The sequence below is a fragment of the Methanosarcina flavescens genome (assembly GCF_001304615.2).
GTDB lineage: Archaea > Halobacteriota > Methanosarcinia > Methanosarcinales > Methanosarcinaceae > Methanosarcina > Methanosarcina flavescens.
In genome coordinates, this window is sequence record NZ_CP032683.1 from 1342225 (window position 1) to 1366219 (window position 23995).

The following is a 23995-nucleotide window of genomic DNA, read 5'->3' on the forward strand; positions in this document are numbered from 1 at the left end:
TAAAATACCGATGGAGGCATTCTCCTTACAGGATTTACGTGCTTGATGGATAAAAAAGATATTAATAAGTTTGCGACAGATGTTATGAATTAAATAGTTGAAGCCGCATGCGATTAATCTTTTTTATCGAATTGCGTAAATTCTTTGCCTTGCTTACCAGCAATTACCGAAGCAAGCTTACGAATGAGTTCATTAATTTTTTTATAATTATACGTCTGAAAAGTTAACGTTATTTTTATAATTTTTAAATTTTTCTTATTATTGTGATTTCTCTTGTTATTGCGATTTTTCTTGTCTCGAATATCAGGAGATTTATCTGTTATGCTAATCAGGGTAACCCGTTACTGAAAATTTCAAACAGTCAAGGAAATTGTTTAACATCCATTTCTTTTTAATGAACAGAAATTTACTTAGATAATTATGTTGTGCAGTATGGGATTTCTCCCGATTGTGAAATAGCTTCCAGTGTAAAATTGACTGGATGTTCACTTTTCCTGAAATTCATCGATAAATATTGATTTTTGTATGAATTCCTTTAATGTATATACAAGACTGAGCTTTTAACCATATTAAAAAATTAGTTATATGAAGCTGAAAATAGATCCTAAGTTTGGATCTTAAATTATTATAATCCCGAGCTTAAAGACTGGGTAATGCTGTTAATATAAAATTATTGTCATAATAACAATTTTGAGATGATTTCTCCTTAAACCGGACTGGATAATGCCTATTTCCAATTATTATAGGCTCCTGATTATTATTTCTTTAAATATTATGTTCTATAAACTATAATCACGTACTAATATAATTAGGGATTTACTTTTCATCGGCTTTCTGTATATTATATGGGGATAATACAGGATTTTTATAACTGGTATACTTATCCATGATAGGTGCTGGATGACGAATTGATGGAAATAATTCATTAAATACTACGTCGATGAAAAAACAGAATTTGTAATTAACCCTAGATTGCATCTTACCTACTGAATCTAAATGAAAAGATAAAATTTAAAAGTATAACAAAAATTTGTGGAGTGTGGTAAATGGTAAAGCTTAAGAAAGCATTGTGTATGCCCATGCTTATCTCTTTCATGGCTGCAATCTCAGCTACTACAGTGAGCGCAGCAAAGGATGGATACGGCAGATTCGACTCGATAGATTCGACAGATTCGATAAGAAATTCGACAGATTTGATACGAAATAAGAAATTCGATAGATTTGACAAATTTGACAGATGTAAATGTTGGGACAAATAAAAGTTTGGTTTTGGAGGCAAATGTAATTTCTTTGGTTTTGATTCCTTCGGAAAGAACAAATGCTGGTGCTAAACTGATCAGTTATAAAGTATAACTGGATTAACCTGCTGCAAAACATGCAAATTCGTAAGCCCATTAGTACAGTCCCACGTTAGATTTCAGGGGTGAAAGACCCTGCTAGATTTTAAAACATATAAGGAAATAAGGAAATAAGGAAATATTTGTAAGGGGATCTTCCAATCCTTCACTTACCTGTAGACTCAAAATAGATCGGCGGATGAACCTTATTTGATGTCTCTGCAGGTATACTTTGCTTCTTACTCTGAAGATTTGCGGCGGTTTTTAATTTTTAAATCTGTTTTTTTTTAATTCCTGCTTTTTCTGCATTTATCCTGTTTTTCTTGCATTTATCCTGTTTTCATCCATAAAACTATCCCAAGATCTGAATAATTGTTTTTATTTTTTATCCGACGGTCAACTTTCCGTTTTTTTCTTGCTGGTTATTTTTCAGATAATCTTTCTTCTCCAGAGTCTCAGTTTACTTTTCGATCTGCTTAATTTTTATTTTTATTTCTGGATTTGCCTGATAAATTGCCGGAATGGAGCCAACCTGGACTAAGAATAAAAAGCTCAATTTTTAAGAGTTATTACTCTTCTTTCGAGGAAAGATAGTTATATCATGAGATAGTTTTTACAGTTAAAAATAATTTATATAGAATGCCTGTTCATACTGGCAAAAAAGTAAATGCGTCCATTTACCTCGAGTTTTAAATTTATTCGAGTTTTAAATTTATAATGCTGGAGGAATCTGATCGAACAAACGGAGTTTGATATGTCTCAGTGTTCTTATTCTCTTGTTTTTAGCAACATTCCTGATCTTTACAGAACAGGGAAAAGAAAAGGAAATAGAAAATCCTTCAGGGTTTGAGAATGTAAGCGTACATGAGGCAGAAGGGATGATTGAAGAAGGCAATGTATTCATACTTGATGTGCGCACGCCTGACGAGTTTAACTCCTCGCATATCAAAGGGGCAACCCTTATTCCCGTAAGCAACGTCTCAGGATCGAATTTAAGCTCAGAACGTTTGCTCGAAGCTCGCATAGATGAAGTTCCTAGGAAGAAAGTACTGGTTTATTGCAAATCAGGGCGCAGAAGTGTGTCGGCAAGTACAATGCTTGTAGATGCAGGATATTCCGAGGTATATAATATGGAAGGAGGTATCAATGCCTGGATAGATGCAGGATATCCGGTTGTAAGCTCGGAAGATATAGAAACTGATGACGGCTCTCGTGGTTGAAACTTTAAACATGGGAGGTTACAAATAAACAAGAGAACTGTATCCTGTCAGTGAAATTTAAGAACAACCCAAATTTATCCTGAAGCTCCATGACAATATTATCCTTTTTCAGCGTGGATCTGCTAATCCTTAATTGTGCTCCATTGATATGGTAAACGAGAAAAAAGCAATCATTCGAGGACTCAGCTGGATATGTTTCTTCACTTCTTTCAGGTGGAATATTTTTTCCCTGCTTATTCTCAATTAAAACTGGTTTAATTAAGTTGATTTAATCTCAATTAAACCAGTTTGGCTTTAATTAATTAGATTAATCCAGATAATACTGATTGACTTTCATGTAGAGTTAGATAAGCTCTAAGAACATTTGTTTGATTTTAAATAAAATAACTTAATTTCAAGTGCAGTAGCTTCTAAATATCTACAGTTTATCCGTTCTATAACTGAAAAGGCTTTTAAACTTCAAAAACAAAGCCTAAGACCGAGTACTAGCCGAGTACTAATTTGGGAGAATATTATGAATAAAGGCAAAATACATCAACCAGGGAAGGGGGTTCTATAATATCCAACGAGAGTGGTAAAGATTCTAAGGTTCCTTATATAAAATCAAATATTGAGAGATGCATGTGTTCAATGTGCCCTGTGCAGGCTGACAGTAAATGTGTGAAGGAAAAACTTCAGAGCGCAAAAGAATTAATGGAAAGCATGCCCGCAGGGGGAGTTCCAGATCCGGAAGAGGTTCCAGGGATATACTGCTCCACAGGCAAAGCTACCTGTGAGGATCTCAAGTTTGACAGAGAATGTATCTGCGGTACATGTGAGGTCTGGAAAGAGTACGGTCTTGAGAAAGTAGATCCAAATAATCACTTCTGCCTTCACGGCAGAGCAACCTGATTTGCTCACTAAGGTTAAGACAAATATCATTTAATTTTTCCTGTAAGCATAAATTTCGTCGTTTTTCAACTTTTTTTCATTCCTTATTTTTCTCGCTGGATAGCTTATCTAAGCTGCAGATCTCGTCTCAGGATCATGTTTTATATTTGCTCTCTCACTAGCGTATATTCTTTCGGCTACTGAAAATGCTTTTATGCCCTAAAGCCGAAACCTGAAATAGAAAAACCAGTGGAGTATTAAGTTTGGGGTAACAGAGTATGGGAAGAAATATATCTACTGAAGAGGGGAGTCCTATTCCACCCAGGGATAGAGATATAACTTTTGAAAGGAGTACGAATTTCCTGGTTCCCTATAATCGGGCAAATGTTAACAGGTGCAGGTGTCCACAGTGTCCAGTGCAGGATGACAGTCAGTGTGCACAGGATAAATTTAAAAGTTCAAAACAATTAATGGAAAATCTTCCAGAAGGCGAGGTTCCGGACCCTGAGGATTTTCCGGGGGTATACTGCTCGGAAGGTGAGGCAACCTGTTCGGATCTTGACCCTGATAGAAAATGCATCTGCGGCTCATGTGAGGTCTGGAAGGAGTATGACCTCAAAGATGCAAATCCAAACAATCACTTCTGTCACAACGGCAGAGCAACCTGAGTTTCTGCCTTCAGACGGTAGTTTTCTCGCTTACTCACTGCCGTTTTTGTTTTCTTACATGTTTTTTCAAAAACTTTCCTAATTTTTGCGCCAGTGAACTGTTTTCAGCTTAAAGACACATTGTTCTCAACTTAAAGACCAATTTTTTGAGTTCAAAGATTGTTTTTTACGCATTCACCGCTTTTTCTGCCTGCAGTTTGTAACCACCTGGAAAAATAGAAAAACAATTAATTTAATTAAAGAAGCAATGGTAGAGTTTGAGAACTGGAAAGCATCAGAAAGTAAGGGAGAATGGATAAACCGGGCTATAAACATAGTTATGCTTTTATTTGCTGCCGAAACATGGAAGCTTCTGGTTGAGAGTTGGGGTTTCCTAAACCATAGGCTAATTTACATCTATATCGGGATCCTGTTATTTTATTTACTGGCAGAAAAAGCTGCATACAGGGGATCAGGTCTTGAAGGACGGCAATCACAAAGATGGATTCGAAGTCTGCTCTTATTTTTCTGGTGGCTTCTTCTGATTGCTCCCATTCTTGAGTATATCTTTTACCTGCGACTTAAATTCGACTTTTTCCCACAGCACAATATAACAGTTACAGCTGCAGGAGCATCACTTGCATTGATAGGCACAGGACTCAGAGTCTGGGGCATGCGGACTCTGGGTCAATATTTCTCTGTCCATATTGAGATAAAAAATAACCATCAGTTAGTTGAAAAAGGTCCCTATAAATTCATAAGGCATCCGGCTTATGCAGGAAACATATTACAGGCAGTCGGAGTCCCACTAATCCTGAATGCTTATCTCACCCTGAGCATATCGGCAGTGTTAGTTTTCCTGTTCTTATACAGGTTGAAACGCGAAGAAGAAGTCCTTGTTCGGGAGGTCAAAGGTTATGAGAACTACACAAAGAGAACATACAGGCTAATTCCTAAAATATGGTGAATACAGGTACAGTACTCAAACACAGGGCTCAGTACTTTGTCGTATAATTCTGTTAAAACTACTTATTCAACATAATTAATTTCTTCATTAACTTTTGGCTAGTTTTTCGTTTTGGTTATTAATTATTTTTCTAATTATTATTTTGAGGCGGATTAATTAAATGGATTTTTAAACCCCCTACCTACCGAAAATGATATATCTTCGTAAATATTCTTATCTTACAGCCAAAATATTTGAGATATGTATATATAAATGGTGGCAGTGTTCAATGCGGGGTTTATCTTGGTTCTCTGAGATTTCAGGAAGCCCAGAAACTTATTTCACTTCTGGAGGAACAAAATAAATGGCACTCTCGTTACTGGCAAATGTTGATGTAATACTGGGCTTTGCCATTCTAATTCTTACAATATTCTACAGATTTGAGTTCCCTCCTGTGCTGGGTTTTCTTGTAATCGGAATGCTGATAGGACCTTATGGGCTCGAGATTGTTAATGGAGGAGAGATTGTAGACCTGAGTACCGAACTCGGTGTAATCTTTTTGCTTTTCACGATAGGAATTGAACTCTCCCTAAATGAGCTCAAGAAAATGAAAAAAGCTTTATTATTAGGGGGGACTCTCCATTTCCTTTTCACAACAATTTTATTTTTTATTTTATGCTCAGTTCTGGGTTTCAGTCCTGTTACCTCTATTTTCATATGTTTTTTGGTTTCACATAGCAGTACTGCAGTAACACTAAAAATTTTTCAGGATAGAAATGAGCTTTTTACCCCTCATGGAAAAACCTCGCTTGCAGTTCTGATATTTCAGGACCTTGCTATCGTACCTCAGATCCTGATTGTTCCAATGCTTACAGGGAGCTCTGTAAATTTTGAGGGAGCGCTTCCTGATGTCTTCATAAAAGGCTCTCTGATTATCCTGGTTTTTATCCTGAGTGCTAAATTTATTGTTCCCTGGATATTTTACCATGTGGGCAGAACTGGAAATAAGGAATTATTCCTTGTCAGTGTTGTGTTCATCTGTTTATCAGCATCTGTCTTTACCTCCAGTATAGGATTATCTCTTGCACTGGGGGCTTTTCTGGCAGGGATAGTTATCTCTGGATCTCAGTACAGCCAGCAGGCAATGGGGAATGTTTCACCCTTGAAAGACATGTTTATGAGTTTCTTTTTTGTGTCTGTAGGCATGCTGCTCGATATAAACTATGTAATTGATAACCTCCCCGTCTTTACTCTTGCAACAATTGGTATTATTGTCCTGAAATCAATTGCAGGAATGATGGGAACTTTTCTTCTTGGGTCCTCTCTACGCACTACTGTATTGACGGGGGTTGCACTTTCACAGATAGGAGAATTCTCCTTTGTTCTTGCTACGTTGGGAGTTGAATATTCTCTCCTGACGCGGGAATTTTATCAAGAATTTATGGCGGTTTCAATTCTTAGTATGGCAATTACACCTTTTTTGATCAATGCCTCTTATAAGTCTGCTGATACCCTTATTAGAAAGGTTTCAGGTATGCCTCATGGAATGAAATTGGTACACGGGTTATATTCAGAACCCATCAAAGAAGAGGAACAGGCTGAACCTGAGGTGAAAGATCATTTAATAATCGTAGGTTTCGGTTTTTCCGGAAGAACAGTCTCAAAGGCTGCAAAAGCCGCAGGTATCCCTTATCTCATTGTAGAAGCGAACCCTGAAACCGTTAAACAAGAGAAACAGAAAGGGGAAAATATTCACTATGGAGATGCAACACTTGAGGCTGTACTGGAACACGCAGGCGTCAAGAATGCGAGAGTGCTTATTATCGGGATTTCAGATGCAGCCGCTACAGGGAAAATAGTGGAGATCTCAAAACAACTAAATCCGAATATTTGCATTATCGCAAAAGTACGGGATTTACAGGAAATGAAACACCTCAATGCCCTTGGCGCGGATGAAATCATTCCCGTGCAATATGAAACCTCTGTGGAAATTTTTGTCCGCCTGCTGGAAAAGTATCTGGTTCCACGAGAGGATATTGAAAAGCTGGTAAATGAAGTGCGGGCTAACGGCTACAGGATGCTGAGAAAATTGTCAGTTAATACAGGTGTTGATGATAAATTCGATATAAAGGATGGGCTTCCAGGAGTTGAGATTCAGGTCCTTAAAGTTGGGCATGGTTCAAGTCTCGATGGAAAGACCTTGGCAGACCTGGACTTCAGGAAAAAGCATGGGGTAACTGTACTCTCGGTCAGCAGGGGCTCTGACCTTATCTATACTCCAGAAGGCAATTTCCTTCTTCAGGCAAAGGATGCCTGTATTCTTCTTGGAAAACCTGAGGATCTTTGCAGTATCAGAAGGTTCTTTGAAAGTGTTCAAGGATGAGGATAGTTTTGCCTGCTAATTTCTTTAATTAATTTCCCAAATAATTTTCTTAATCTATTCTTTCAATTAATTTCCCTAATTAGCTCCTTAGTCTATTTCCGTTTCCACTGTATATGCATACAAATATATCCCATGCATCCTGACTTTTTCCCATGCGTCAGATCATTCTTGCGTCTGCATCTCCGAGGCGAAAGGAGTTACTCAAACAGTTGATAGGAAATAATTTCCTGGTTCATGCCAGTTCATATAGAGAATACCCCTATCCTGACCTGCGCCCTGAAGAACTACTCACAAAACACTCTATCGAAAAAGCCAGGGAAGTGGCTAAACATTTCGATTCCGGGCTTGTAATTTCTGCTGATACCTCGGTACTTTTTAATAGGGAACTTCTTGGAAAGCCAGGCACTCCCGAAAAGGCAGAGAAAATGCTGGAAATGTTAAGTGGTCAGAAATTCAGGGTTATAACCGCTCTTACGGTTCTTGACCTTAACAGCGGGAAGGAAACCAGTGAACTGGAATCCACGACAGTCTGGATGGATAAGATGAGCAAAGAACAGATCTCAGCTTATGTCAGAACTGGAGAGCCTCTTGATAAAGCAGGAGCTTTTGCTGCTCAGGGTAAAGGTGCAGCCCTTGTGGAAAAAATCGAGGGCGATTTCTTTAATATCGTGGGGCTTCCCCTCTTCCGGTTGGGAAAAATACTGCAAAGAGCCGGAGTTTGCATATTTGAGAAAGATTTATCCTGAAACGGTCGACCCGCTGCCGTTTCATCGAAACCGCTGCGCCGGTTTATCACGCCGACCACGCATATCAGCCGTTTTCGCTCAAGCCTTTTTTGAAAAGGCTTGTGATCAAACTTTTTTCTAAAAAGTTTGCGATCAAGCAGTTTTTTCAAAAGGCTTGTGGCAAAAGTAATAAAGTATCTTTGACCAATTAGATAACAACGAATTAACCGATACTCTTAACTCGGGTGAATCTAAAGAAAATAAGTCTAATTTTTGCTAAGTATTTCAGGTGCTTAAATTTCCAGAGGCGTTCCGGATGCTCCAGGTTTACAATACCCTTACAAGACGGAAAGAAATTTTCAAACCTTTAAAGGAAGGCGAAGTATCGATTTATGCCTGTGGGCCTACAGTTTACAGTATGCCGCATATAGGCAATTATCGTACTTTCCTGATGACCGATAATATTGTGAGAACTCTTGAGTACCTTAGATATAAAGTAAAACTTGTAATGAACATTACCGACATAGATGACAAAACTATCAGGGATTCAAAAGCAGCCGGAGTGTCACTTAAGGATTTTACGGATAAATACACGGCAGAGTTCTTTAAAGGCCTTGATATGCTGAACATAAAAAGAGCTTCAGCCTATCCGAGAGCCACGGAAAACATTGGCAGCATGATTGAGCTAGCACAAAAGCTGATAGACAAAGGACTAGCTTACGAAAAAGGCGGGTCGGTTTATTACAGAATCTCATCATTTCCTGATTACGGTAAACTCTCAAAGCTTGACTTCAATAAAATAAAGGTTGGCGCATCAGTGGATGTGGACGAATATGATAAGGATAACCCACGTGATTTTGCTCTCCTGAAAGCCTCAACCCCGGAAGAGATCGAGAGGGGAATTTACTATGAAAGCCCGTGGGGTAAAATCCGCCCGGGCTGGCATATCGAATGCTCGGCAATGGCTATGAACTATTTTGGACCCACATTGGATATGCATCTAGGAGGAGTAGACCTTATTTTCCCTCATCACGAAAACGAAATAGCGCAATCGGAAGGGGCAACAGGTGAACCTTTTGCATGCAACTGGATTCACGGCGAACACCTGATAGTCGAAGGGGAGAAGATGAGCAAGTCCAAAGGAAACATCTTCACATTGCCCGAGATTGTAGGGAAGTATGGCGGGGAAGTTGTACGCTTTATGTTTCTCTCAGTACATTACCGTAAAAAACTGGATTACTCTGACGCCTTTGCAGAAAATGCTAAAAACAACTATTTGAAACTCAAAGAAACGCTCGAAAACCTTGAATTTGCCCTGGCAAACGCAGAAAATAAAGCTTATCCTGAAGACGATGAAGTCCTTAAAGCCCTTCCCGAACTTGAGATTCAGTTCAGGGAAGCTCTTGAAGACGATTTCAATACTCCTAAAGCCATAACTGTTTTCAGGGAACTCTCCCGTACAGCCAATAAATATCTTGAGTCCGGAAAAAACCAGCAGGTTCTCAATAAGCTCCATTCCCTTTACAGGCAGTTTTCGGATGTTCTGGGTCTTTTTGCCGAATCCAGAAAAAAGGAAATTCCCGAAGAAATCATGGAACTGGTTAAAGAGCGTGAAAACGCTAGAAAAAAGAAAGATTGGGCAGTTTCGGATGCTATCCGGGAAAAAATAAAATCTCTGGGCTATATCGTGCAGGATACAAAAGAAGGACCAAATGTAAAGGAAGCTGAATAAAGTTAATTAAATTCCTGTATAAGCTTCCTTAACTCTAAGGCAGGAGGTTCCCTTCCTCACTTTTATCAGAGAGCAGGGAAGGTAGTTCACCTGAAATCCTTAAGACGTCAATAATTATTTATGCAAATATATATATCTTATTTGCGTTAATCTATTCTTATTCTGGGTCGCATTCTCCTTTTCTATTATGCGTGCCCTATCGCCTATAGGGGGGCAATTTCTGGATAAAGTGATTATTGATGAAGAAGTTATTGATGTCTCCAGTAAGAATGCCTTGAAAGCAGGGCATATTTTAGCCGAACTGGGGCATGCTCCAGGCACAGTAAAAGCCTTGAGGCTCGTATCTTCTAAAGCCCTGGAAGAAAAATCCATAGAGTCTATTGACGATGCAATGCTTATGATCAAGGAAATCTCTAAAAAAGTTGTAGACAATATGGAGGAAACCCCTGCTGAGTTCAGACCATCTCAGGTGGAGCTAACTTTTAATCTGCTTCTGACTATGAATGGGAGAGCAGTTATAACCAAATCAGAGGAGGAGAAAAACCTTAAAGTAGTGCTAAGGTGGAAAGACAAAGGAGATGAGATTGAGAAGGAAGTTCCAGAGGAGTAAGGCTGAAACTCTGCTTATAATCACATAATTTTTTTAATGCAAATATACGAATACGTTAGAAGATTTTCTGAATCAATATTCACTTAGTTGCTCTCAAATTAAATCCGCAGTTCTATCTATAATGGTTCTTGTTGTTTTTCTTCTTTGTCCCTGAAGGAAGAAATAAGTATGATTTAAAACAAATTGAAAGTGGTAGGTGGTATGAAGTCCAAACTTCTTGCTTTTTTACTTGCCGTTTCGCTTATTGCAAACGCTTACTTTGTCCTGTTTGAGGAACAGCCTTCCTTTGATGAAGAGCAAATCCAGGAAATGCAGGATCGCATAAATTTCCTTGAGACTGAAAATGAAAACCTTGAGGCGCAGCTAAATCAGAGTAATCAGTCGCTTCAGTCTTATGCTTCTCAGTTGGAATCCTATCGTGGGAGAATCTTTGAGCTTGAGAACAGTTCTCAAATGTGTCCTGCAGGAATTGAAGGTTTTGCTATCCTTCAGGGACCTGCGGTTTTCCAGAAAGTTGAACTGGAGAGGTCTGGCCCCTTTATCAGGGAAAGTATTTCTGAGGAAGGTGCTTTACTTGATATATCGGTTGAGATTAGACCAGGAAAAGGCCGCGTACTTGTTCAAACAGTTCCTCTAACCGGTGTAGGCTTCCAGGATGCGGCAAACACTGCTGTCTTCGTAGCCGAGAGTCAAACCGGACATCAGCTTTCAAGCAGTGATGTTATTTTTAGTGTAACTGCTGAAGAAGATATTCCCGGAGGGGTCGATGGTCCAAGTGCAGGCGCTCTAATGACCCTCCTTGCAATTTCCGCAGTCGATAATAATACCAGGCTAAATGATAGCATTACTCTAACAGGTACCATTGATAGTGAAGGCAATATAGGAGAGGTCGGTGGCATTCTCGAAAAAGCCAAGGCTGCAGAAGCAGGAGGCAAAACACTCTTCCTCATTCCCAGGGAAAATAGTCAACTTGTTATTTACAAGCTGGTAGAAAGAAACTTTGGCGGCTTTATAATTACTGAAAGGGAGGCAGAGATCGTAGACGCCGAGGAGTATATAGAAGAAAAGGTGGGAATCGATGTCGAATACGTAGATACGATAGATGATGTACTGAGGTATCAGAGATAAAATCCGGATCTGAATTTTTACTGTAACCCAAGTACATTTTTCACCGGAATTATCTCTTCTTTACTATCTTCAATTTTATACCCTCTATTTATTTATATAGCGCAAAGTATATATTTATACGCGTGAGATTGAACCTGTTTCAGGTTGCCATCTGATATGCAATTTTAAGTTCTGAAAAACAATCTTTCATCAACTATGTCACCAGAAATCATACCTATTATTGAAGAGCCTGCTCTCATTGTATCCAATACCGAAACTTCACTGGTAGTTGCCGACATCCACCTGGGGATAGAATGGGACCTTTACAGGAGCGGGATCAATTTGCCCAGCCAGATGGAAGGACGGCTGGACAGGATTCTGAGCTATATTCATGCAAATTCCCCCGACCGGATAATACTTCTTGGGGATATAAAGCACAATGTTCCTCAAGTTTCCTGGCAGGAGAAAGATGAAATTCCTCGCTTTCTTGAGACGCTTGCAAAACATACACATGTGGATATCTTCCCTGGAAACCATGACGGAGGGATCGAACTTCTTTTTAACAGACAAAAGGATATCAGGGTTCATTCCGCACGCGGGGCGGTTCTCGACGGAGTAGGATATTTTCACGGGCATACCTGGCCTGATCCTGAACTGCTAAGTGCCTCTCATATAATTGTCGCCCATAACCATCCTACAGTTCGCTTTACGGATGCTTTCGGCTATTCCATAACTGAGCCTGCCTGGATCAGGACAAAATTCAATGCAGATGTTCTGACGAGTCGATTCGGAAACCTCGATTTTGAAGACACTGCACAATGGGGCGACCCTGAACTATTCATAATGCCGGCTTTTAATGAATTATGTGGAGGCGTGCCTTTTAACGAATCCACTCTGGAAGATCTCCTGGGCCCTGCTTTTTCCTCAGGCGGGATCGAACTTGAGGCTTCAGAAGTGTATTTGCTTGATGGGACAAGACTAGGACTGCTCAGGAATATTCGGAAACTGCAACATACAAGGGTTCGAACCAGGACGCCGGGCAGGAGCTATAAGAACTCTAAAAAACCCGTCTGAGCTGATCAGAAGATAATCAGGGGATAAAATTTTAAGTGTTAGAACAACCCTTACAAAATTGCTCATCGTTTTGAGCTCTGTACCAGATCTTAAAACTTTTAAAGGAAAAGTGCTGCATTCTGAAAGAAATTCTCAGATATCAACTAGAAACAACATTGTGTCCAGTTTTCTGCATCTTTTCTCTTGAGATTTCCCTCATAATTCTAATTTTTTTACGCCATATCCAAATCTTTTTATGAAATTGATGTTTTATAATTGCTATTAATCTTTGAATATTTTAGAGAAAATTTGATGAGTAGCAATAATAAAGAATCCTGATGAATTAACATACAGTTTATTCAGACTGAATAATCGATATAATAAGATTGTTAGGCAGATGATCCCTTATTTTACTGAAAAGCAATCACAGAATTTACTCTGGCTGGTGAGACCGTAACTCCAGAAAAGTTCCCAGGTGCCAAAATGGTTACCAGCAGGTAATTCATAAAAGCTTTTAAATTTTTTATTCGGAATTTAGGAGGCTTGGAACGGAAGAATAACCGAGAAATTTTGGTGTCGATTTTATGGAATCTTTCCCATATCCCATCATGTAAATTCCATCAGATAAAGGAATTTCAACTGCAATACTGAAAACCCTAATTAAAGCAGGGTTGGAGAACTATGACTACTTTTGATCGCCTGAATGCTGACGAATCGGACAATACAAATAAAGAGTTGCATACCGGGATTTTCGACTGCAAGCGTTCGGAGAATGAGCTGATTGAACCCAGGGGCAAACTTGGAGTAGAGACTAGAGACATTAGTATTCTCCATAAACTCAGCAAGCGGTATCTCGGAGACAGTGATTTATTTTCGATTTTTCAGGAAATGGTTGAGGCTGCAATTGCAATTACCAGAGCGGATAAAGGAAATATACAGATTCTCGATTCATCAACAGGAAAACTGAAGCTCGCAGCCCAGAAGGGGTTTAGCCTTCGTTTTTTAGAATTCTTCGAGCTTGTGGATGCAGGGAAAGCAGCGACATGTGGGGCTGCAATAGAAAGAATGGAACGCGTGGTCGTTGAGGACATCACCTGCAGTCCGGGCTTACTCGAAAGTGAAGCCCTTGATGTACTGCTGGATGAAGGAGTAAGAGCTATTCAGTCAACGCCTCTGGTGAGCCTGTCGGGCAAACTGCTTGGTGTTATCTCTACTTATTTCAGCCAGGCTCACTTTCCGGATGAGCGTGAGCTGATGCTGATTGATATCCTTGCCCGGCAGGCTGCAGATATTATCGAGCGTCAGCAGGCTGAAGAAAAGCTGCGGCAAAGCGAGCAATGTCCAAGACTTAGGCTAGAAAATATTCTCTCACCAGACCGGGAAATGGCTAACCTGGAGCTTGCCGAGATTATTGATGTCCAGGCGGTCCAGTCCCTCATGGAGGATTTCCATAAGCTTGTTCACATGACTGTGGGCTTGAATGATCTAAAAGGTAATGTTCTGGTAGGTGTCGGATGGCAGGACATCTGCACGAAATTCCACAGGGTTCATCCTGAAACCTGCAAGCACTGTATAGAGAATGACATCGAGCTTTCTACGGTTACCCCGCCTGGAGAGTTTAAGCTGCATAAGTGCAAGAACAATATGTGGAGTGTCGCAACTCCTGTTATGGTAGGAGGCAAGCAAGTTGGCAGTATCCTCTCAGGGCAGTTCTTTTTTGAGGATGAGCTTCTTAACTACGAGCTTTTCCGAGCTCAGGCCAGGAAATATGGTTTCAATGAAGAGGAATATATAGCTGCACTTGAAAAAGTCCCGAGGTTGAGCAGGGAAGCCGTGGATACAGGCATGGCTTTCTTAATGGCGTTTGCCAATATGGTCTCACAGTTAAGCTACAGCAATATCAAGTTGAGCCAGCTGCTAAATGAACGTGACGCTCTGGTAGATGCGCTGAGGGAGAGTGAGGAGCGGTTCAGGTGGGTTATTGAGAACTCGCTCGATGCTGCGTACCGGCGAAACCTTCAGACTGACCGCTATGATTACATGAGCCCTGTAATAAAGCAGCTCACAGGTTTCTCTGCCAGGGAAATAAGTGAGATGACTACCAGTAAAACCCTTGATCGTATTCATCCAGAAGACCGCCAGATGGTTACTGAAAAACTGACTCGGGCATCTGACTCAGGTTTTGGAACTGTTGAGTACAGGTTCAGGTGCAAGGACGGCAAATACCTGTGGCTTGCCGACCACTTTAGGGTTACTAAAGATCAAAATAGGAAGCCTTCTTTTATCGGAGGCATCGTCCGTGATATCACCAAGCGTAAGCTAGCTGAACAGGAGCTGGTGGAAAGTGAAAAGCGATTCCGTACTCTGGCCGAGAACTCTCCTGATGTAATTACCCGCTTTGATAAACAAAACCGCCATATGTATGCAAATCCTGCAGCTGCAAAGGCTTACGGTCTATCTCAAGCCAGAATAATTGGAAAAACGCATGGTGAACTTGGAATGGATCCTGTACTTGTAAATTTCTGGGAAGAGTGCCACCAGAAGGTTTTTGCTACAGGAGAACCCGAGACAATGGAATTCAAGTACATATCACCTCAGGGAAAAGAATACTATTTTAATACACGGATAGTACCGGAGTTCACCAATGGTAAAGTATGCTCTATTCTTGCTATTTCGCGTGATATTAAAGATAAAAAAGAAGCGGAAGCCAGGTTAAAAGATACCCTCGATAACCTGGAAGAGCTGGTTAAAGCGCGTACAGCAGAGCTTGAGAAGACTTATAAATCCCTGGAAGAAAGCAAAAGAGGTCTAGCTGAAGCTCAAAAAATGGCTAATATTGGAAGCTGGTATTGGGACTTTTTAACTGGTGAGGTTAACTGGTCTGAGGAGATGTATCGTATATTCGGGCGAGATCCTAAAAAACTGGCACCGTCTTATAATGAGTATCTAAGCTATATACATCCCGATGATCGAGACTATGTGGATAATACCCTTAGAGAAGCCGTAAGTTCAAGATTTTCCAGTGTTGATCACAGGATTGTTCTGGATAATGGAGAAGTACGCACAATCCATGTACGATTTGAAGTTATTTTTAACGAGGAAAATCTTCCGGTTCGGGCAAGAGGAATAGTTCAGGATATTACCGAGCGTAAAAAAGCTGAAGAAAAAATTAAGACCCTGGTGAATGCTGTAGAATCATCAAACGATGCAATTATAACCACATCCCTTGAGGGTGTTGTTACCAGCTGGAATAAGGGCGCAGAGCAGGTTTATGGCTATTCGGCTGAAGAAATTCTGGGAAAAAATATTTCAGTAATTGAACCTCCAGGATTAAAAGGGGAAATAGGACAGCTAATCGAGAAAATTAAAAATAACGACAAAGTCCAGTACTACGAAACTTTGCAGCTAAAAAAGGACGGTACACCAATAAATGTCTCAGTAAGTCTCTCCCAGATTTTTAACTCGTCCGGAGATTTTGTAGCTGTCTCGGCTATTTCCAGGGATATTACTGAACGCAAGAAGGCAGAAAAAATCCTGGCAAAAATCGAAGAAACTAGAAAAAAAGAGATTCATCACCGAATCAAGAACAATTTACAGGTAATCTCTTCTCTGCTGGATTTGCAGGCTGAGAAGTTTTTTGATAACGAGGTACTTGAAGCCTTTAGAGAAAGCCAGGACCGGGTATTTTCGATGTCCCTTATCCATGAGGAACTTTATAAAGGGGAAGGAACCGATACACTGGACTTTTCCGCATATCTCCAGAAACTAGCTGAGAATCTTTTCCAGACTTACAGCCTTAGAAGTAAAAATCTCAACCTGCTAATGGATCTCGAGGAGAATGCCTTCTTTAACATGGACATTGCCGTCCCGCTGGGAATAATTGTTAATGAACTTGTTTCCAATTCTCTCAAACATGCATTTACTGAAGAGGAAAAAGGGGAAATTCGAATCAAACTGTGCAGGGAAGAAAAAAATAACGAAATACAGGAATCATGTTTCAGTCTGACAATCTCAGACAACGGGAAAGGGATTCCCGAAAACTTGGAGTTTGAACGCCTTGATTCTCTTGGGCTGCAGTTAGTGAGCACCCTCGTTGACCAGCTGGATGGAAAAATAGAGATTAAGCGAGATCAGGGGACTGAGTTCAGAATTACTTTCAACCTGATAGAAAAATTCGATGTCCTGTAAAGTCTAACCTATGAGATATTTTCTCTTCAAGAAGTGAGATTGATCTAATAAGAATATTGATACTTCTTCTCAATTTTTATATAAAATGCATGGATCTATGGAAAAAAATAAATGCGAGGAACAAGGCTAATAAGCAGTCATTATTCCTGAGAATTCCTGAGAATTCTATCTTTGACTATTTATGATTAGTGTAACCATCTAATCGATTTAATTATCGATCTTTTGATTAATTACTGACTGACTGGTTGGTAACAATTGATCTACCGGTTTGTCACTGATTGAGATTTATTTTCATTCACCTGAATAGGATGTACTGATTCAATGAGCACAGAACTTAATAACACGGAACTGTCGGATGAAATTATCCAGTCAGACAGCAATGCTACTCTTTCTGATAACAATAACCTATTAAAATGCAGGGTTTTTGATGATTCAAAGATTGCAAAATTAAACGATATTAGAAGCCAGGGACTTAACCCTTACCCCTATAGGTTTGAAAAGAATGGGGATATTTGTGAAATCCTGAAGAAATTTGATGATTTTGAAAAAAACGAAGGTCTAAAGGTACGAACCGCAGGAAGGCTTTATAATATTCGCAAACTTGGAAAAATGATATTTGCCGATCTTGGAGACCAGGGAGGCAGAATTCAGGTTATCTTAAGGAAAGGAGATCTTCCTGATGAGGATTTCGAGATTTTCAAAAATCTGGTCGACTCGGGAGATATAATAGGCATTCAGGGTGAACTTTTCAGGACAAAAAGGGGCGAGAATTCCATCAATGTATTGGAATTCTCCCTGCTCTCAAAATCCCTCTGTTCCCTTCCTGAAAAATTCCATGGATTAAAAGACGTAGAAACCAGGTACAGAAAAAGATATCTTGACCTTATAGTCAATGCCGAGAAGCGAGAGATTTTCGTCATGAGGAGCAAACTCATTTCCGAGATCAGGCAATACCTTACTGACAGGGGATTTTTGGAGTTTGAGACCCCTGTGCTCCAGACTGTGTACGGGGGCGCAAATGCAAGGCCTTTCACGACTTTCCATAACTGCCTCGGGCAAAATCTCTTCATGAGAATAGCCCCTGAGCTCTACCTTAAAAGGCTTGTTGTTGGCGGGTACGAGAAGGTCTTTGAGATCGCCAAGAACTTCAGGAACGAGGATATTGACACGACCCATAATCCAGAATTTACCATGATAGAGGTCTATGAGGCTTACAGGGATTACAATGACATGATGGACTTAACCGAGGGCCTTATCTCGGAACTCGTATTCAAACTGACTGGCGGATATGAAATCAAAATGGGCGAAAACACAATCAATCTACGCTCTCCCTGGAAAAGGATATCCATGGAAGATGCCTTAAAAGAGTATGCCGGACTTGACGTCTTTGCACACTCGCTTGAAGAATTGAGGCAAATCGCAATTGAAAACAGGATCGAAGATTACGAGAAGGCAAAGACGTATGGGGAATTCCTTGCCCTGCTCTTTGAAGACCTGGTAGAGGACAAGCTGATTAATCCTACTTTCATATACGATTTCCCTGTGGAAAATTCCCCGCTTGCCAAAAACCACAGGTCAAAAGAAGGTTTTGTCGAGAGATTCGAGCTCTTCCTGAACGGCTGGGAACTGGCAAACGGTTATTCCGAACTAAACGACCCTATTGAACAGGAAAAAAGGTTCGAGGAACAGGATAAGAAAAGAATGCTCGGAGACCTTGAAGCACAAACCATTGATTACGATTTCATAAACGCCCTCGGATACGGCTTGCCCCCTACAGGCGGCATGGGGCTTGGAATTGACCGCCTTACTATGATCCTTGCGGGTCTGGAATCCATCAAGGAAGTAATCCTCTTCCCACAGATGAAAAGAGAAGACTGATTGATTTCAGATTTAGTTTTGTTTTGCAGGTCCATGTTTATCCTGCTAAACGGACAGGGCAGTAGGGGAGAAAATCCCCTTCATTTTTATTCCGGAGAAACTTGAATAGCTTCTTCCTCGGGCAGCATAGAATTTCATTAGGCTCTCCGCATTTTTGTATTGTCATTACTTTATTATCCTACAAATTATTTTTAATTCTATTTTTCCCAGATCTTGTCTTCAACAATAAATCTTTATAATAAAAAGTAATAAGTAGTTCTACAGTATAATTTTTTATGTCATGATATTTCCTGATTTAAATTCTTTCAACCCCAGAAGAGTGCTTTTATATGCTAAACTGAGACAAAAATGAGAAGACGATCAATTTTTAAGTAAACTGGCCGAGGACAATCTTATGGCTGAAGAAGAAATATATAGGGCTCTATTTGAGCAGTCCAATGATGCAATTTTCATAACAGAGGAGGAGTGCATTCTGGAAGTCAACCCTCAAGGCTGTAAACTTCTCGGATATGATAGGGATCATCTTGAAAAAATTTCCCTCCTCTCTATATTTACTGAAGAATCCCTTCCCGGCTTCCAGAATGCAATGAGAGTAACACTGGAGAATAGATCGGCGGTTTTTGAGGCAAAGTTCAAAAGGTCAGACAATAGTGTCCTCGACGTAGAAATTAATTCCTTAGCCATGGATAACCGAAGAAAAACTATCTTGATAACTGCCCGGGATATAACTTTACGTAAAGAATCAGAACGTCTGATACAGAAAGAGAGAGAGATATTAAGTGCTTTACTGGAAAAAAGTCTTTGTGGAATATTGTTAATCGAAGCCTCAAGCCACAAAATAGTTGATGTAAATCCTGTTGCAATCAAAGCGATCGGGAAATCAAAACAGGAGATTGTCGGAAATATATGTCACAAATTTATCTGTCCTACAGAAATAGGAAAATGTCCTATCAGTGATCTTGGACTGACTGTGGATAATTCAGAAAAAAAGATGATCAATGCTCGAAAGGAAATCATTCCAATCCTTAAAAGTGTGGTTCCGGTAACTATAGAGGGCAAAGATTACTTTGTTGAATGTTTCATTGACCTGTCCGAGAGTAAAAGAACTGAACAGAAACTGCTTCAGGCAAAACTGGACGCTGAAGCTGCCAGCCGAGCAAAGAGTGAGTTCCTTGCCAATATAAGTCACGAATTAAGGACGCCACTTAACTCCATTATTGGTTTTTCGGATATCCTGTATGAAAGACTTTTTGGGGATCTTAATGAAAAACAGCTGAAATATGTAAGTAACATTTCTGTCAGCGGAAAACATCTCCTTGGGCTTATAAACAATATCCTTGACCTTTCTAAGGTAGAAGCCGGTAAAATGGAACTTAACTACAGTGAGTTTTCTATTGGCTCGATTTTCGATGAGGTTAAATCCACAATTTCTCCCCTTGCTCAGGCTAAAAATCTCGAAATGGAATTCAGGATAGATACGGATTTAGAATATATACAGGCAGATAAAAGCCGCCTTATTCAGATCCTCTATAATCTCACAAGCAATGCTGTCAAGTTTACTCCGGACAGGGGCAAAATCTCTATCTACTGTAAAAAAAGCGGAAACAGAGCTATATTTTCGGTCACAGATACAGGAATAGGTATATCTTCCGAGAACCAGAAATATCTCTTTGAACCGTTCAAACAGATTGATTCGGGCATGAACCGGCAGTATGGAGGTACTGGTCTTGGGCTTGCTCTGGTAAAACAGTTTGTTGATATGCATAAGGGCAGAATATGGTTTACAAGTGTTCAGGGAAAAGGTTCAACCTTTATATTTGAGCTTCCTGTAAACGGTCCGGACGAAACGAAAAATCCGGATAATGCATTTAAAGATAGTGCCACCAAAGTTGGGGTATCAGCTAACTTCTCAGGATGAATAATTCCAGATTTTAGTGCGGCATAGCTTCAGGAAGGCTTTATTTTCCAATATTTTATAAATATTACATACTTCCAAAAGAATCTTTACAACCTTTACTTGATTCCGTCCAGGTTTTAAGTTTCCATACCTTTACTTTTTATTTTAATATGGATTAATTTATATATCTTAATACCCATATCAATTCTTACATTTTTCTTATACTCTTCTTCTTATATTTTCTATTTATCTCACTCGCTTTATTTCCACGCTTGCATAGAAATATTTATACTGGGACTACCAGCATAACAATTGGACATCTTAACTAAAAACCGATTACAAAAATATGACATTTCATAAATATGACATTTCATAACAGCTTTAATTCCTTTCACCCAAAGATTCAGGAAGCCCTTAAGACCCTTGGTTTTACAAAACCCACAGAGCCGCAGGAAAGGGCATTTCCACATATAATGGATGGCAAGCATACTCTTCTGATAGCTCCTACTGGGTCGGGGAAGACAGAATCTGCAGTGCTTCCTGTTTTTAACAGTATTCTTAAAAAGAAACCCGAAGCCAGAAGGGGAATTTCTGCCCTTTATATAACCCCGTTGAGGGCACTTAACAGGGATATGCTTTCTCGCATAGAAATTCTCGGGAAATTGCTCGATATCAAAGTCCAGGTCCGGCATGGGGATACTCCGCAGAGTGAAAGGCAGCGCCAGTCAAGAAATCCTCCTGACGTGCTGATCACGACCCCTGAGACCCTGCAGGCTATGTTTACTGGCTCCCGCCTGCGGCAGAACCTTGAGACCGTGACTCACGTTGTGATAGACGAAATCCATGAGCTTGCAGGCTCGAAACGAGGAACTCAGCTGGCTGTAGGTCTTGAGAGGCTTGTGGAAATTTCCGGGGAGTTCCAGAGAATCGGACTTTCCGCTACAGTCGGGAACCCCTGGGAAATTGCTAAATTTCTGGCAGGCAATGGAAGAGATTTTACTGTGATTGAGGTAGCCCTGCTGAAATTGCTTGAGTTTGATGTTGTCAATCCTCAGATCTCAGAAGGCGGGAAGATGCGGGAAAAAGAAGTCCTGGAAATTGCAAATACGGTAGGTTGCGAGCCCGAATTTGCCTCTCACCTGCTCTGCATCAGGAAAATTGTCGAAAATAGTCAGTCCACCTTGATTTTTGTAAATACGCGGCAGAGTGCCGAGGCGCTCGCTGCCAGTTTTCGGAAGCTTGGAGCATCCATAGGGGTGCATCACGGGTCGCTCTCTTTTGAAGCCCGTGTTGAAGCCGAAGAGGCTTTCAAATCCGGAGCTCTGAAAGGACTTATCTGCACTTCATCAATGGAACTGGGTATAGATATCGGCAATGTTGACCGTGTGGTTCAGTACGGGTCTCCGCGCCAGGTTTCAAGGTTGCTCCAGAGAGTGGGAAGAGCAGGGCATAAGCTGCATGCGATTTCACGGGGTACTATTATCTCAATGGAGACGGATGATACTGCAGAAAGTATGGCAATAACAAAAGCTGCACTTGAAAGCAGGGTTGAAGAAGTCTCCCCGCACGTAAAATCCCTTGATGTCGTAGCAAACCAGCTTGCAGGCATGGCTATGGATTTTGGGGAGGTCGGAATCGATAAGATTCTTAAAATTCTCAGGCGGACCTACCCATTCCGGGATTTGCAAACTGAAGAGTTACGGAGGGTTGTGGACCAGATAGGGGATTACAAACTGGTCTGGTATGAAAAAGGCTCTAGCGTGCTTAAAAGGCGCAGGAAAAGCTGGGAATACTATTACGACAATCTTTCCATGATCCCGGACGAGAAGAAGTACGAGATTTACGACATTGTGAGCGGAAAATCGGTCGGCGTGCTGGATGAAGCTTTTGTCGTGAACTTTGCAGAGCCTGGCGCCGTTTTCATAACAAAAGGTTACATGTGGCGGGTTGTTGAAATGCCTGACCGGGAACAGGGAAAAGACAGGATCAAAGTAGAGCCTGTGGAAGGCATGGGTGAGGTTCCGAGCTGGTCTGGCGAAGAAATTCCTGTGCCTTTTGAAGTAGCCCAGGACGTAGGAAAGCTCAGGGAAGAAATTGCAGCCTTTATTCGTGATGGCCTTGACGATGAAGCCATTGCAGGACAGCTCCAGACAAAATACCCCGTGGTAAAGAATGCCGCGCTTGATGTGATCCGCCTTGTGCGCGAACATATAGAAGGAGGCTTTCCCCTTCCCGATGCAAATACAATCGTGATCGAAGACGAAGGCGATGCTGTAACCCTGAACGCCTGTTTCGGCCATAACACAAACGGCACTCTTGCCCGAGTTTTGGCTTCACTTCTTTCAGCCCGCTTCGGCAGCAGTGTCGCTCAGGAAGTCGACCCCTACAGGATAAGGCTAACTCTTCCGCGGCGGATAGGTTCTGTCCAGATCCGGGACATGCTGCTTTCCCTCCGCCCTGAACACGTCGAGCCGATCATAGAAATGACCCTGAAAAACACAACCCTGATGAAATGGAAAATGGTCCACATCGCCCGGAAATTCGGAGCCCTCTCACGCGACATCGACTACGACCGGATCAGCATGAAAAAACTCCTTGAGATCTATCAGGGCTCTTCAATGTACGATGAGGTTATCAGGGAGATCTTCCACGACCTCCTGGACGTCCAGCGGGCAAAAAAAGTCCTTACAATGCTCGCTTCCGGCGAGATCTCAGTCGAAGTTTCTCGCCCTACCCCGATCGGATCAGCCGGTTTCGCCATGAAAAAAGACCTTGTCGCCCCGGAGAAAGCCGACCGCTCAATTGTCCTCGCCCTTAAGGAACGCATTATGAACGACCGGATCATTTTATTCTGCACGAACTGCAAGAAATGGACTTCCCGCCGCCAGGTAAAAAACGTTCCCGAAGAAATCCTCTGCCCGGTCTGCAGCTCACAGATGATTGCAGCCCTCAAGCCCTGGGAAGAGGAGGAAATCAACCTCGTCAAAAAACAGGCAAAAAACGTCAAAGTCACCCCCGAAGAAAAGAAACGAATACAGCGCGTCTACAGAAACGCAAGCATAATCCGCTCCCAGGGGAAAAAAGCAGTTATTGCACTTGCCAGCCGGGGAATAGGACCTGAAACAGCGTCAAGGGTGATTGAGAAGATGAGAGTGGACGAAGAAATGTTTTACAGGGATATTCTGGTTGCGGAAAGGAATTATGTGAAGACGAAGAAGTTTTGGGAATAAGAGAATTGGTGCAAATAGACACGGAATAAGACAGAATCAGTTGAGTCGAAGGAAATTAAATACTTATTTTTGGAGTATTTAATTGACTCTGATTTTTTTCTATTTTTGTGGATCCTTGTTTAAGTAATATTATGTAACAAATTATAGTTTGTTATATACTATAATCTCTATA

15 protein-coding genes are annotated in these 23995 nt (G+C 40.9%); all 15 read left to right on the plus strand.

The annotated features are described in order from the left end of the window. Positions 1 to 1073: 1073 nt before the first annotated feature. The 15 genes from AOB57_RS06055 to AOB57_RS06125 all read left to right on the plus strand — a co-directional run bounded on the left by AOB57_RS06055 (position 1074) and on the right by AOB57_RS06125 (position 23823). Entirely contained in the window at positions 1074 to 1259 is a 186-nt protein-coding gene (locus tag AOB57_RS06055) for a hypothetical protein (RefSeq protein WP_149761579.1), read from the plus strand. Positions 1260 to 2113: 854 nt separating this feature from the next. Beyond that, complete coding sequence (locus AOB57_RS06060; protein WP_226999662.1) at positions 2114 to 2557, plus strand: rhodanese-like domain-containing protein; 444 nt, start codon at positions 2114 to 2116, stop codon at positions 2555 to 2557. 621 nt (positions 2558 to 3178) lie between these two features. Continuing rightward, complete coding sequence (locus AOB57_RS06065; protein WP_082086797.1) at positions 3179 to 3448, plus strand: DUF2769 domain-containing protein; 270 nt, start codon at positions 3179 to 3181, stop codon at positions 3446 to 3448. A 257-nt stretch (positions 3449 to 3705) separates the two neighbouring features. After that, positions 3706 to 4095 carry a DUF2769 domain-containing protein gene (locus tag AOB57_RS06070; protein WP_048167208.1) on the plus strand — a complete coding sequence of 130 codons (390 nt, stop codon included), beginning with the start codon at positions 3706 to 3708 and terminating at the stop codon, positions 4093 to 4095. A gap of 247 nt (positions 4096 to 4342) precedes the next feature. Beyond that, positions 4343 to 5041 carry a methyltransferase family protein gene (locus AOB57_RS06075; RefSeq protein ID WP_054298457.1) on the plus strand — a complete coding sequence of 233 codons (699 nt, stop codon included), beginning with the start codon at positions 4343 to 4345 and terminating at the stop codon, positions 5039 to 5041. 343 nt (positions 5042 to 5384) lie between these two features. Continuing rightward, on the plus strand, positions 5385 to 7403 hold the full coding sequence (locus AOB57_RS06080) for a cation:proton antiporter (RefSeq protein WP_054298456.1): 2019 nt from the start codon (positions 5385 to 5387) through the stop codon (positions 7401 to 7403). Between the two features lie 152 nt (positions 7404 to 7555). Next, positions 7556 to 8149, plus strand: a complete 594-nt coding sequence (locus tag AOB57_RS06085; RefSeq protein ID WP_054298455.1) for a Maf family nucleotide pyrophosphatase — start codon at positions 7556 to 7558, stop codon at positions 8147 to 8149. Between the two features lie 295 nt (positions 8150 to 8444). Further along, positions 8445 to 9860 carry a cysteine--tRNA ligase gene (gene cysS / locus AOB57_RS06090; RefSeq protein ID WP_054298454.1) on the plus strand — a complete coding sequence of 472 codons (1416 nt, stop codon included), beginning with the start codon at positions 8445 to 8447 and terminating at the stop codon, positions 9858 to 9860. Positions 9861 to 10089: 229 nt separating this feature from the next. Next, a complete protein-coding gene (locus AOB57_RS06095) occupies positions 10090 to 10470 on the plus strand; it encodes a CU044_2847 family protein (protein WP_167829560.1) in 381 nt (126 codons plus the stop codon). A gap of 201 nt (positions 10471 to 10671) precedes the next feature. Beyond that, positions 10672 to 11598, plus strand: coding sequence for a S16 family serine protease (locus AOB57_RS06100; protein ID WP_054298452.1), 927 nt, complete (start codon positions 10672 to 10674; stop codon positions 11596 to 11598). Between the two features lie 195 nt (positions 11599 to 11793). After that, on the plus strand, positions 11794 to 12651 hold the full coding sequence (locus AOB57_RS06105) for a metallophosphoesterase (RefSeq protein ID WP_054298451.1): 858 nt from the start codon (positions 11794 to 11796) through the stop codon (positions 12649 to 12651). A 660-nt stretch (positions 12652 to 13311) separates the two neighbouring features. Then, positions 13312 to 16818, plus strand: a complete 3507-nt coding sequence (locus tag AOB57_RS06110; RefSeq protein WP_054298450.1) for a PAS domain S-box protein — start codon at positions 13312 to 13314, stop codon at positions 16816 to 16818. A gap of 321 nt (positions 16819 to 17139) precedes the next feature. After that, entirely contained in the window at positions 17140 to 18696 is a 1557-nt protein-coding gene (gene lysS / locus AOB57_RS06115; RefSeq protein ID WP_054298449.1) for a lysine--tRNA ligase, read from the plus strand. Positions 18697 to 19090: 394 nt separating this feature from the next. Next, complete coding sequence (locus tag AOB57_RS06120; RefSeq protein ID WP_054298448.1) at positions 19091 to 20614, plus strand: PAS domain-containing sensor histidine kinase; 1524 nt, start codon at positions 19091 to 19093, stop codon at positions 20612 to 20614. Positions 20615 to 20955: 341 nt separating this feature from the next. Then, complete coding sequence (locus AOB57_RS06125; protein ID WP_054298447.1) at positions 20956 to 23823, plus strand: DEAD/DEAH box helicase; 2868 nt, start codon at positions 20956 to 20958, stop codon at positions 23821 to 23823. The last annotated feature ends 172 nt before the right edge of the window (positions 23824 to 23995 follow it).

Coding starts and splice junctions, on each gene's coding strand:
- AOB57_RS06125 (WP_054298447.1), top strand. CDS start 20,956: ATGACATTTCATAACAGCTTTAATTCCTTTCACCCAAAGATTCAGGAA.
- cysS (WP_054298454.1), top strand. CDS start 8,445: ATGCTCCAGGTTTACAATACCCTTACAAGACGGAAAGAAATTTTCAAA.
- AOB57_RS06055 (WP_149761579.1), top strand. CDS start 1,074: ATGCCCATGCTTATCTCTTTCATGGCTGCAATCTCAGCTACTACAGTG.
- AOB57_RS06100 (WP_054298452.1), top strand. CDS start 10,672: ATGAAGTCCAAACTTCTTGCTTTTTTACTTGCCGTTTCGCTTATTGCA.
- AOB57_RS06085 (WP_054298455.1), top strand. CDS start 7,556: ATGCGTCAGATCATTCTTGCGTCTGCATCTCCGAGGCGAAAGGAGTTA.
- AOB57_RS06110 (WP_054298450.1), top strand. CDS start 13,312: ATGACTACTTTTGATCGCCTGAATGCTGACGAATCGGACAATACAAAT.
- AOB57_RS06105 (WP_054298451.1), top strand. CDS start 11,794: ATGTCACCAGAAATCATACCTATTATTGAAGAGCCTGCTCTCATTGTA.
- AOB57_RS06070 (WP_048167208.1), top strand. CDS start 3,706: ATGGGAAGAAATATATCTACTGAAGAGGGGAGTCCTATTCCACCCAGG.
- lysS (WP_054298449.1), top strand. CDS start 17,140: ATGAGCACAGAACTTAATAACACGGAACTGTCGGATGAAATTATCCAG.
- AOB57_RS06120 (WP_054298448.1), top strand. CDS start 19,091: ATGGCTGAAGAAGAAATATATAGGGCTCTATTTGAGCAGTCCAATGAT.
- AOB57_RS06065 (WP_082086797.1), top strand. CDS start 3,179: ATGTGTTCAATGTGCCCTGTGCAGGCTGACAGTAAATGTGTGAAGGAA.
- AOB57_RS06075 (WP_054298457.1), top strand. CDS start 4,343: ATGGTAGAGTTTGAGAACTGGAAAGCATCAGAAAGTAAGGGAGAATGG.
- AOB57_RS06080 (WP_054298456.1), top strand. CDS start 5,385: ATGGCACTCTCGTTACTGGCAAATGTTGATGTAATACTGGGCTTTGCC.